The organism is Acinetobacter nosocomialis, from assembly GCF_041021905.1.
Classification (GTDB): Bacteria; Pseudomonadota; Gammaproteobacteria; order Pseudomonadales; family Moraxellaceae; genus Acinetobacter; species Acinetobacter nosocomialis.
Genome location: NZ_CP157432.1, coordinates 2730547 through 2742502, shown reverse-complemented (window position 1 = coordinate 2742502; position 11956 = coordinate 2730547). Strand labels below are relative to the sequence as shown.

9 protein-coding genes, 1 tRNA gene and 1 pseudogene are annotated in these 11956 nt (G+C 40.7%); 2 read left to right on the top strand and 9 right to left on the bottom strand.

The genetic code is table 11. The features are described 5' to 3' along the window. Positions 1-23: 23 nt before the first annotated feature. The 6 genes from queF to ABLC00_RS12790 all read right to left on the bottom strand — a co-directional run bounded on the left by queF (position 24) and on the right by ABLC00_RS12790 (position 4293). Positions 24-836 carry an NADPH-dependent 7-cyano-7-deazaguanine reductase QueF gene (gene queF / locus ABLC00_RS12815; protein WP_004707772.1) on the bottom strand — a complete coding sequence of 271 codons (813 nt, stop codon included), beginning with the start codon at positions 834-836 and terminating at the stop codon, positions 24-26. Beyond that, positions 833-1606: an ABC transporter permease gene (locus tag ABLC00_RS12810; RefSeq protein ID WP_002052782.1), complete on the bottom strand. Its 774-nt coding sequence runs from the start codon at positions 1604-1606 to the stop codon at positions 833-835. The genes queF and ABLC00_RS12810 overlap by 4 nt, the downstream gene beginning before the upstream one ends. Further along, positions 1603-2538, bottom strand: a complete 936-nt coding sequence (locus ABLC00_RS12805; protein WP_033846057.1) for an ABC transporter ATP-binding protein — start codon at positions 2536-2538, stop codon at positions 1603-1605. The genes ABLC00_RS12810 and ABLC00_RS12805 overlap by 4 nt, the downstream gene beginning before the upstream one ends. 117 nt (positions 2539-2655) lie before the next feature. Beyond that, positions 2656-2732 (bottom strand) — tRNA-Arg (locus ABLC00_RS12800). Between the two features lie 101 nt (positions 2733-2833). Continuing rightward, positions 2834-3457, bottom strand: coding sequence for a hypothetical protein (locus ABLC00_RS12795; RefSeq protein WP_004886182.1), 624 nt, complete (start codon positions 3455-3457; stop codon positions 2834-2836). A 149-nt stretch (positions 3458-3606) separates the two neighbouring features. Next, positions 3607-4293: a 3'-5' exonuclease gene (locus ABLC00_RS12790; RefSeq protein WP_004707798.1), complete on the bottom strand. Its 687-nt coding sequence runs from the start codon at positions 4291-4293 to the stop codon at positions 3607-3609. A 248-nt stretch (positions 4294-4541) separates the two neighbouring features. Here ABLC00_RS12790 and ABLC00_RS12785 point away from each other — a divergent pair, with 248 nt between their 5' ends. After that, positions 4542-5771, top strand: coding sequence for an alpha/beta fold hydrolase (locus ABLC00_RS12785; protein WP_004886184.1), 1230 nt, complete (start codon positions 4542-4544; stop codon positions 5769-5771). A 108-nt stretch (positions 5772-5879) separates the two neighbouring features. On the opposite strand, the pseudogene ABLC00_RS12780 reads toward ABLC00_RS12785, so the two are convergent. Next, positions 5880-5957: pseudogene (locus tag ABLC00_RS12780) on the bottom strand (hypothetical protein); the annotation flags it as partial. Positions 5958-6017: 60 nt separating this feature from the next. On the opposite strand from ABLC00_RS12780, the gene glyA reads away from it, so the two are divergent. After that, positions 6018-7271 carry a serine hydroxymethyltransferase gene (gene glyA, locus ABLC00_RS12775; RefSeq protein WP_002049224.1) on the top strand — a complete coding sequence of 418 codons (1254 nt, stop codon included), beginning with the start codon at positions 6018-6020 and terminating at the stop codon, positions 7269-7271. Positions 7272-7310: 39 nt separating this feature from the next. Here the strand turns inward: glyA and adeH are convergent, their stop codons facing one another. Both adeH and adeG read right to left on the bottom strand, forming a co-directional pair. Next, positions 7311-8759 carry a multidrug efflux RND transporter outer membrane subunit AdeH gene (gene adeH, locus ABLC00_RS12770; RefSeq protein ID WP_004886187.1) on the bottom strand — a complete coding sequence of 483 codons (1449 nt, stop codon included), beginning with the start codon at positions 8757-8759 and terminating at the stop codon, positions 7311-7313. Between the two features lie 12 nt (positions 8760-8771). After that, positions 8772-11951, bottom strand: coding sequence for a multidrug efflux RND transporter permease subunit AdeG (gene adeG, locus ABLC00_RS12765; protein WP_033846056.1), 3180 nt, complete (start codon positions 11949-11951; stop codon positions 8772-8774). Between the last annotated feature and the right edge of the window lie 5 nt (positions 11952-11956).

The window sequence follows — 11956 nt, the reverse complement described above, 5'->3', positions numbered from 1 at the left end:
GGTGTATCCTCAAATTATTCGTTTTATTGTCGTGCCAATCGAATCGGTTTTGGCATCCATGATAGATCCGATACTCGGCAAGGATTGATATCAAGTCCACCGCGGCGAGTATAAGTTGCATAAACCATCAGCTTTTCAGGTCGCAAATTTTGCCAAATATCTGCAAAGATTTGCTCAACACACTGTTCGTGGAAACCGTTATGCTGACGGTACGAGATAATATAAGCTAAAACACTACGATAACAAGGTTTTTTGCCCTTAAAACGGATAAAAACTGTACCCCAATCTGGCTGTCCCGTGACTGGGCAGTTACTTCTCAAAAGATGAGAATACAGTTCAATTTCGACTTCTTCACCAGACTCATCCAATTTTAAAAGTGATGCATCGGGATGTTGTTCTAAACGTTCAGGTGTTAGATCATCAATACAAATGCCTTGTGGTTTAGAAATATCAAGTTCATCTACTTGAAATAGCGTTAGCTCAACTTTTGCACCAGCTGCAGACGATAGATCTTTTTCAACCGTTTCAATAAATAACTCTTTAGAGCCAAACTGAGTGAAGTTAAGACTATTGAAGTATAGCTTTAATGACTTTGATTCAATCAAATTTGGTGAAGAAGCTGGCAGGGTAATTCTGCCAATCGCAACCTGTGGAATACCATGCGAGTTTAACCAAGATATTTCAAAAACATGCCACCAATCTTTACCTTGGTTGATACCTTCAATATGTGAATATTTTTCACGAGATTGAGCACGTGCAATTGGAAATAACACATCGGGTTGATAGCTAGTTGGATATTGGGTTTCTTTACCCAATAAAGACTGTTCGACACTCATTCACGCATTCCTGAACCACGAGCAAGTAAATAGTAGGCAATTCCATAAAGTACAACACAACATAATGTCACAATGATTAAAGAGAACGTAACGTTCACGTCACTATGACCTAAAATGCCGAAACGGAAAGCATTTACCATATACACAATAGGATTAATTAAAGAAAGTTTTTGCCAAAAAGGACCAAGTGCACTAATGGCATAAAACACACCACCTAAATAGGTGAGTGGAGTAAGTACAAAGGTTGGAATAATAGAAATATCATCAAATGATTTTGCATAGACTGCATTAATAAAGCCGCCTAAGGAAAATAAAACGGATGTAATTAATACTGTATATATAGTTACGAACCAGTTATGTATAAAAAGATGGGTAAAGAACATGCTCATCGCAGTAACAATGGCACCAACCAAGACACCACGACAAATACCACCAATCACGTAGCCCCATAAAATAATATGTAAGGGCACGGGACTCATGATGAGTTCTTCAATACTCTTTTGAAATTTAACACTGAAGAAACTAGAAGACACGTTAGCATAGCTGTTCGTAATAACAGCCATCATGATTAAGCCAGGTACAATAAACTGCATGTAGCTCACGCCACCCATTTGCCCAATACGTGAGCCAACCAAATTACCAAAAATGACAAAATACAAGCTCATGGTAATTGCAGGTGGTAATAAAGTTTGTGGCCAAATACGAAGAAAACGGCGTACTTCTTTACGAACTAAAGTCCAGAGGGCAATTTGCAGTTGGTTAAAGTTCATTTTGCCGCTCCTTCAAGATTTTTCTCGACCATTTTGACAAATAGCTCTTCAAGGCGATTCGATTTGTTACGCATACTACGAACACGAATACCTTGTGACTCTAAAAGTTGGAATAAGTCATTTAATGTATGTGCTTTATCCATTGTTACTTCTAAAGTACTACTATCAATTAAGTTGAACTTCACACCAATAATATTGAGCTGGAGTGGGGCAATTGGTTCTGCTAAATCAAAAATAAAAGACTCTTCACTCAGCTGGTTTAGGAAACTTTTCATGCTGGTATCTTCTTTAATGACACCACGGTCAATGATGGCAATTTGACGACACAACATTTCTGCTTCTTCTAAATAATGTGTCGTTAAAATAATAGAAGTACCGTTTTCGTTCATTTCGGTTAGAAAATCCCACATAGAACGGCGTAATTCAATATCTACACCCGCAGTAGGCTCATCTAGAATAAGAAGTTTAGGTTCATGCATCATGGCGCGGGCGATCATTAGGCGACGTTTCATACCACCAGACAGCATACGTGCTTGTATATTACGTTTTTCCCACAAGCCAAGTTTTTCTAAATAATGTTCCGCTCGTTTCTCGGCAATCTTTTTATGAATACCGTAATAACCAGCCTGGGTAACTAAAATATCGAATGCTTTTTCAAATTGCCCGAAGTTAAATTCTTGGGGTACAACGCCAAGCTGCTGTTTTGCCAAGGATGGATGAGTATCGAGATTATGTCCAAAAATCTCAACAGTTCCGGAAGTTTTTTTCGTGAGGGAGCTGATAATACCAATGGTTGTTGATTTGCCGGCACCATTTGGGCCTAACAACGCATAAAATTCACCTTCAGGCACAGTGAGGTTAATACCTTTTAACGCCTGAAAACCATTACGATATGTTTTGGACAAATCTCTTAAAACCAAAGCATCAGTCATGAAATTCTCACATTATGAAAGAGGGGTATATTTTGAGCGATAATGATTAATAAACCAAGTAAAATAGTCGGAATTTTATGAAATTGAGATAAATTTATGAAGTTATTATATATAAATTGGTGCGCCCGGCGGGGATCGAACCCACGACCCCAGGCTTCGGAAACCTGTACTCTATCCAACTGAGCTACGAGCGCACATGTGTGGGGCACATCATAGGAAAAAAACACCGGTAGGTAAAGCACGAAATACGTACCAAGTGAGTTTAATGCTTAATTAAACAGCAGCTTGTTCTATTTTAGATGCGTTGCTGAATAAGCTGAATTGAATAATTAATAGAATGGAGCGTATGTGCTAGCTCATGAGGAGGAATGCGTGATTCCTGCAAACTGGTAATCCATTGCATTTGGCACATTTTAAGTTCTTGAAGTGTTTTTATTTGCTCTATTTTTTGAATAAGTGGCTTTGCCATAAGGCCACAGTATTGGCTTAAGCTTTGTTTCATTAATAGTTGTATTTCTTCAAAAGATAGCTGTTGAACTGGAATGCGTGGTTGGTTATTTTCAATATTTGAAGAAGGCGCAGAAGTTGATTGAGGAACCTGAATTTCTCCAACTAAATCATTACTTTTATTCTCATCAACATTTTTTTGATGTATTTCTTTAGTTGTTATAGATGACTCTTGGGGAGATATTTGTTCAGGTAACTCTGAATAATTTTCATTAGAAGGTGCAATTAGTTTTAAGTCAATGAGCTGTTGTATCAGTTCTGGTGGGGCGATCCGCTTTTTAAACTCAGTATCGAGACTTTGAAAATCTTCATGGTCTATTAATAGAAGTAAACGTCTTTGTTTTGCATTTAACGTAATATTACGTTGTTGAAGCGCAACTCTTCCCAAATTGGTTCGATAAAAACCAGACATTGTATTTCCCCAATATAAAAATGAAGCAGCCTGTTTGATTTTTCTCTACCAAACAGTACTGTTCTTAATAAAATATAAATGGGGTTAAAGATAAAACTCAAAAATGACAATTTGATGAAGAATTTATGAATATCATCTATTTAAGGAAATTAAAATGCGCTTTCTAATGCCTTGCGTAAATAGACATCGAGCTCGTCTTGACGTAGAAGCCATTGAATATAATCTTTAGGCAGTTCAGCAATTGCCGTACCTTTATGCTTACCAAAATTAATCGTATGCGGAATACGGGCTTCTTCAGAAACTTGGTAAAGCTCTTCAATATCTTGAATATTTAAATGATAGATAATATGCATCAAAATATTGGCAGTTAAAATAATGTCAGCGTCGGCACGGTGAGCACCTTTCAGCATTTCTCGAGCTTTACCGCTGCCTTGGGAAATCATATAAATGAGTGCAGAAATATTATGAGCTTCGGCATCTGGCCAAGCTTTACGTGCTAAAGCCAAAGTACAAATCGGTTTAATATGAGATACATCGACGCCACAGCGAGCAATTGCGGCAATATCATAATCAATATTATGGCCAATAATATAAGTTGTGCTATCAGGTAATTTAAAGGTTTTATAGTGAGGCTGATTTTCTAGGTCGGACTCTAAGATATGGTGAACAGCCATTGCAGCATAAGAGATCGGAGCTCCCACCTGATAAAGCTGATCAAACAATTTGCTTTTATCTAAAGTGAGTTTACCTGCATTAAGTTCAATAGGGGCGTATGCAATTTCAATAGGCAAACCATTTAGTGTATGAGTTTCTGTATCTAAAATAATGGCTTGCATCTTTTGAACCTTTAAACAATTACAAGTAACCATCAATCTTAACAGTTGGCTATCTACTTTAAAACATAGAGTAAGGCTAGATGAGCTATCAAATGCAATTTATGTTGAAAAGTAGAAAATCTCGCTGTTCATTTTGATTAAATATCACTTGCGAAAAATGAAGATTAGGCGTAATTGTTTGTAAGACATTTAAAATGTTCATTAAAAACTAAAGCACAACAAAAATTGAATTTAAGGAAGATATACGAATGAAAATGAAATTGTTCATGACCAGTGTTCTTAGCACAAGTTTACTATTGACGGGATGTGGAGATGGAAGTAGCGATGACAGTCCAGCAACTACTGATCCATCGGGTACTCCAGCCAATAATATTCAAAATCCAGTGGTTAAGGTCGATGCTTATACAAGTACTAACTTAGGAGCGGTTGCTGCTGAAAGTAGTATTTTAACTTATAAAATGTTAGGTCAAAGTGGACAAGAGGTGCAGGCAACAAGTCTAGTATTTACACCGACTACTCCACCACCAGCAGGCGGTTGGCCAATTGTGGTTTGGGCACATGGTACGACAGGGGTTGCAGATGCATGTGCACCTAGTAAATCGGCATTAACAGACAGTACTAAAGATTTAATTAGTAAACTTCTTGCAGCGGGTTATGTGGTGGTTGCACCAGATTATGAGGGATTAGGTACACAAGGTATACATCCATTTTTAAATATTAAAAGTGAAGCTTATTCAATTACCGATGCAGTAGTAGCAACACGCAATTATTTATTACAGCGGAACTTATTAACTTCGAAAAAGTGGGTTACTGTAGGACATTCGCAAGGTGGGCATGCTGCATTGGGCGCTGCACAATATGCGAGCCGTGCGCAGCTAGACTATAAAGGTACAGTAGCGGTAGCACCAGCTTCAAATCTAGGATTTATTTTAATTGCAGGTGAACAGGCTGTTGCTAATGCAACTGTGGATAAAAAGATTTCAATGTATGCGCAGCTTGATACATATACTGCTTTAGTGACAGCCGGCATTCGAAATACACAGCCAAGCTTTGATTATTCCCAAGTATTTACTTCACAAACAGCAAGTACTGCACAGCAGGCGGAAACAATTTGTGCAGGGCCATTGGGGCAAGCCTTTGGTGCAGGTATGACTAAGTATGCTACAGAGCATAATGGAACACTGGATGGATATACGCGTACACAACCTAATTTTATGGCAGTACCTTTAGTTAAAACATTCTTAGATAAAGATTCTCAACCTTTACAGGCAAAAGTCACTACACCGATTATTATTTATCAGGGGCTAGCAGATACAACAGTTCCGAAAGTAGCTACTGATATTTTGATATCTAATGCCACTGTCGTCGGTACAAAAATTAATAGCTATGTAACGGGTAATTGGGATCATGAAGCGGCAATGAGCAGTAATGTAGATAACATTGTTGGAAATGTACAAAACTTGCTGTCAGCTCAATAAGAGTGTTTGATATTTAAGGTTTTTTTATTGCTATGAAAAGCTAAATTTAACTTTGGAAAATTATTAATTAAAAGCTTTTTAAGTGTTTATAAATTATTTTAGATTTGATGGCTCATTTTTTATAAAAATTGAGCCATTTTTATTTAAAACTGAGCTAACTTGATTCTGTTTAATTATAAAGTTCATGCTACAATATGCCGCAATCTTAGCACGGCTTAAAAGCCCTAATTTATAGGACCCCCGCTAATGTTTGCCAATATTTCCATTTCTGAATTTGATCCAGAATTAGCTCAAGCAATTGCTTCTGAAGGTGAGCGTCAAGAAGCACATATCGAGTTAATTGCATCTGAAAACTATTGCTCTCCTGCTGTGATGGAAGCGCAAGGATCAAAACTTACGAACAAATACGCAGAAGGTTATCCTGGCAAACGCTATTATGGCGGTTGCGAATATGTAGATGTTATTGAACAAATGGCGATTGACCGTGCTAAAGAACTTTTTGGTGCTGATTACGCAAACGTTCAACCACATGCTGGTTCACAAGCTAACTCTGCTGTGTATTTAGCACTTCTTAACCCAGGCGACACAGTTTTGGGTATGAGCTTGGCTCACGGTGGTCACTTGACTCACGGTGCAAAAGTTAGCTTCTCTGGTAAAACGTATAACGCTGTTCAGTATGGACTAAATGCTGAAACTGGCGAGATCGATTACGAAGAAGTTGAACGTTTAGCGTTAGAACACAAGCCACGTATGATCGTTGCTGGTTTCTCTGCTTATAGCCGTGTTGTAGATTGGCAACGTTTCCGTGACATCGCGGACAAAGTTGGCGCTTACCTTTTTGTTGATATGGCTCACGTTGCTGGTCTTGTTGCTGCTGGTGTATATCCAAACCCAGTTCAAATTGCTGACGTAACGACAACGACAACTCACAAAACACTTCGTGGTCCACGTTCTGGTTTAATCCTTGCGAAAGCGAATGAAGAAATCGAGAAAAAACTTCAATCAGCTGTATTCCCTGGTAACCAAGGTGGTCCATTAATGCATGCGATTGCTGCTAAAGCAATCTGCTTCAAAGAAGCAATGTCTGATGACTTTAAAACTTACCAACAACAAGTTGTGAAAAATGCTCAAGCGATGGCTGAAGTATTCATCGCACGTGGTTATGATGTTGTTTCTGGTGGTACAGACAACCACTTATTCTTGTTATCTTTAATCAAACAAGACGTAACTGGTAAAGATGCAGATGCTTGGTTAGGTGCTGCTCACATTACTGTGAACAAAAACTCAGTTCCAAATGACCCACGTTCTCCATTTGTGACTTCTGGTATCCGTATCGGTACTCCGGCAGTAACAACTCGTGGTTTTGGTGAAGCTGAAGTTCGTGAACTTGCTGGTTGGATCGCTGACGTGATTGACAGCAAAGGTGACGAAAAAGTTATTGCTGATGTAAAAGCAAAAGTTGAAGCTGTTTGTGCAAAATTCCCTGTATATGCAAAATAATTTGTGTATATAAAAAAAGCGCCGTAAGGCGCTTTTTTATTAACTACTCCAACCGCCCCCTAAAGCACGGATTAAATTGATGCTTGCAATGATTTGGCTACCTTTCAGCTGAGCTGCTAATTGTTCTTGTTGCAAAATAGTTCGGTCAGAATCAATGACATCAAGATAGTTAATCGCACCTTCTCGATAACGTAAATGAGAAAGTTGATTAGCATGACGAGAAGAGGAGAGTGCTTGGTTTTGAGCCTGAATTTGCTGATCGAGAATTCTTTGATCGGATAAACCATTTTCAACTTCGCGAAATGCGTTTAGTACAGTTTGCCGATAATTCGCAACGCTTTCTTCATAAGCTGCTCGTGCTTGAGCAACGCCTGCTTTACGTTGTCCACCATCAAATAAAGGTAACGACAAAATAGTACCGGCGACAGGTCCTAGTAAAAAAGTCCGACTCGACCATTTACCCAACTCGCTTAAACTTGAAGATTCATAACCTAAAGCTCCTGTAAGACTGAGTTTTGGGAAAAATGCTGCACGAGCAATTCCAATACGTGCATTATCTGCTGCCATTGCACGCTCTGCAGCCGCAATGTCGGGTCTTCTTTCAAGTAAAGTTGATGGCAAACCGGCAGGGAAACGGATACTATTTGCAGTTAAAGATTGAACTGGCAAGTTAAAGTCCGCTGGTGGTTTTCCTAATAAGACTGCAAGCGCATGTTCTGCACTGGCTCTGTTACGAGCAATATTTAGGGCAGTGGTTTGTGCGGTAGCAAGTTCGGTTTGTGCACGAGAAACATCTAATTCACTGACCAGTCCGTTTTTAAAACGAAGCTGCATTAAATCTCGTGTTTCACCTAGTAATTTGATTGTTCGGTTATAAATTGCTTGCTCGGTATCAAGTTGACGTATCAGAAAATAGCCTTGAGCAACATCTGCTTGTAGAGCTAAAAGTGCCGACTGATATAGAGCCTCTTGTTGCTGTAGATCTGCTGTTGCTGCATTGACACTACTTGCTACACGACCAAATAAATCGAGCTCATATGAAACATTGGCTTGAGCGCGCCATAAGGTGTGAGCCGAAGTATGTGCATTGTCATCTAAACCGAGTGAAGCCGGAGACGGCTTTTGGCGGGTTGGCCCAAATCCGGCATCAATACTTGGTAAGCGCTCAGCTTGAGCTGCCGAACGTAGTGCACGTGAAGCCTGAATATTGGCTGCCACCGCTTTAAGGTTCTGATTGCCTGCGATAGCTTGCTGTTCAAGTTCATTCAGTTGAGCATCATTGTAAATGCGCCACCATTCACCACGAGTTTGTTGATCGGCAGGTTGGGCAATCTTCCAGTTATTATCTTCAATTTTTGGATCAGATTCTTTGAATTTGACTGGCATTATAACTTTTGCAGGTTGATATTCTGGAGCTAATGAGCAGCCTGCAAGGAGCAGGCTTCCCATGAGTGAGGACAACAACCAGTTTTGTTTTGATGTAATCACCAAATGCCCTCCTTAATGATCGTGTGGGCTAGCTAACGGCGCTTCATGAACTGCCGCAGAATGCAATTTATGTTTGCTGTTGAGGGTACGAATCAGAACGTAAAAGGCCGGGGTGAGGAATAAACCAAAGAATGTTACACCGATCATGCCGAAGAATACGGCAACACCCATCGCATGTCGCATTTCAGAACCTGCGCCAGTTGAAGTCACCAGTGGTACGACACCCATAATAAATGCAATAGAGGTCATTAAAATTGGCCGTAAACGTAGACGACTTGCTTCAACGGCTGCTTTAAAGGCAGTCGCGCCTTGCATTTCAAGTTCCCGCGCAAATTCGACAATCAAAATGGCATTTTTACAGGCTAGCCCGACCAGTACCATTAGACCGATTTGGGTAAAGATGTTGTTATCTCCAGCAGTCAGCCAGACACCTGTCAGAGCCGCTAAGATTCCCATCGGTACAATTAAGATAACTGCTAATGGTAGGGTTAAGCTTTCATACTGAGCAGCTAAAACCAAGAACACGAGTAATACGCTAATTGGGAATACCCAAAGTCCTGCATTACCGGCCAAGATTTTTTGATAAGTTAAATCTGTCCATTCAAACTTGATACCACGCGGCAGAGTTTGTGCAGCAATACGTTCAACCGCAGCCTCAGCTTGGCTAGATGAATAGCCCGGTGCAGGTCCGCCGTTAATATCTGCTGATGTGTAACCGTTATAACGAACGACCATTTCAGGACCATAGGTTTGAGTGACATTTACCAATGAAGATAATGGCACCATTTGGCCGGCACTATTACGGGTTTTAAGTTGCAAAATATCTTCAGGGTTAGCACGGAAAGGCGCATCAGCTTGTGCACGAACCTGATAAACACGTCCAAAGCGGTTAAAGTCGTTAACGTACTGAGAACCCAAATAAATCTGCATAGTGTTGAAAACATCTGTCACAGCAACGCCTTGCTGTTTAGCTTTTACACGGTCCAGATCTACGTTGAGTTGAGGTACGTTAATTTGATAACTTGAGAACATTGGGCCAAGTTCGGGGGCTGATTGTGCTGCTTTCATAAAATTTTGTGCAGCATCATTCAAGGCTGAATAGCCTAAGGCGCCTCGGTCTTCAAGTTGGAGTTTAAAGCCGCCCATAGTACCTAAGCCCATCACTGGTGGTGGTGGGAAAACCGCGATATAGGCATCTTGAATAGCTGAATATTTCTGGTTGAGCGCTCCTGCAATAGCATTTGCAGATAAGTCTTTAGCCTTACGTTCATCGAATGGCTTTAAGGTCACAAAGACAATACCGGCACTCGAGCTATTGGTGAAACCGTTAATTGATAGGCCCGGAAAGGCAACTGCACTTTCCACGCCAGGTTGTTTAAGTGCAGTATCACTCATTTTACGAATGACTGCTTCGGTACGATCTAATGATGCGCCGTTTGGTAGCTGCGCAAAGCTAATCAAATATTGTTTGTCCTGCGCGGGAACAAAGCCACCCGGAACAATATAGGAAATCCCAACGGTTAAACCTAGGAGTGCTGCATAGACACCCATTGCCGAAGCTTTATGGGAAATGACACGGCTGACGCCTTGACTATAACGGTCTGAAGCACGTGAAAACACACGGTTAAACAGTGCAAAGAAACGTCCGAATACACGATTCATAATACGTGTTAAGGCATCCGGTTTAGCATCATGACCTTTAAGTAACATTGCTGCCAAAGCTGGAGAGAGGGTAAGTGAGTTAAATGCCGAAATGACTGTTGAAATGGCAATGGTCATGGCAAATTGTTTATAGAATTGCCCAGTTAAGCCTGTCATAAAGGCAAGTGGAACGAACACGGCAACAAGTGTTAAAGCAATGGCAATAATCGGTCCGCTCACTTCTCGCATGGCACGGTAAGTCGCTTCCCTTGGATTTAAGCCAGCTTCAATATTCCTCTCGACGTTTTCGACGACCACAATTGCGTCATCGACCACAATACCAATGGCAAGTACCATCCCGAACAGTGAAAGTGCATTGATGGAGTAACCAAAAGCGAGCATAAGGGCAAATGTACCAATAATTGAAACCGGTACAGCAAGCAATGGAATAATTGAGGCACGCCATGTTTGTAAAAATAAAATAACGACCACTACAACCAGTGCAATTGCTTCAAGTAGGGTATGAACGACCGCTTTAATACTGGCCCGTACGAATTGAGTCGGGTCATAAACAATGTCGTATTTAATTGAAGATGGAAAATCTTTTGAAAGCTCCTTTATCGTGCTACGCACTTGATCGGAAACTTGTAAAGCATTCGCACCCGGAGCTTGGAAAATTGGAATTGCGACTGCTTGTTTGTTATCAAGTAATGAACGTAAGCCGTATTGAGAGGCTGCAAGTTCAACACGAGCAACATCACCCAATCGGGTAACCGCGCCATCAGGGGCAGTTTTTAAAATAATATCTGCAAATTCTTGCTCAGTAGTTAAACGACCTTGAGCATTGACTGAAAGTTGTAAAGGGGAATTACTTGGCGAAGCACCAATTGTACCTGCTGCAACCTGAATGTTTTGTTCACGAATGGCATTCACAATTTCAGTGGCTGTGAGGTTACGCTGTGCCACTTTTTGTGGGTCAAGCCATACGCGCATCGCGTAGTCACCGGAACCAAATAATCCGACTTCACCTACACCTTGTAAACGTGCCAAACGGTCTTTTACGTTGAGCACCGCGTAGTTACGTAAGTAGGTCATGTCATAGCGATTATCTGGGGAGGTCAGATGCACTACCATGGTTAAAGTAGGTGAGCTTTTTAAAGTCGTGACACCTAAGCGCTGTACATCTTCAGGTAAACGGGGCATGGCCTGAGACACACGGTTTTGAACCAGTTGTTGTGCTTTGTCTGGGTCGATACCGAGCTTAAAGTTCACCGTAATGGTTAAATTGCCGTCGCTGTTTGCTTGAGATTGCATATACAGCATGTCTTCGACACCGTTGATTGATTCTTCGAGCGGAGAAGCAACTGTTTCAGCGATCACTTTTGGGTTTGCACCCGGATATTGAGCACGTACCACCACAGATGGTGGAACAACCTCGGGATATTCAGAAATCGGTAACTGAAATACCGAAAGGAGACCGGCGAGTAAAATCAAGACTGATAACACACCAGCAAAGATCGGCCGATCAATAAAAAATTTAGAAATATTCATATGTG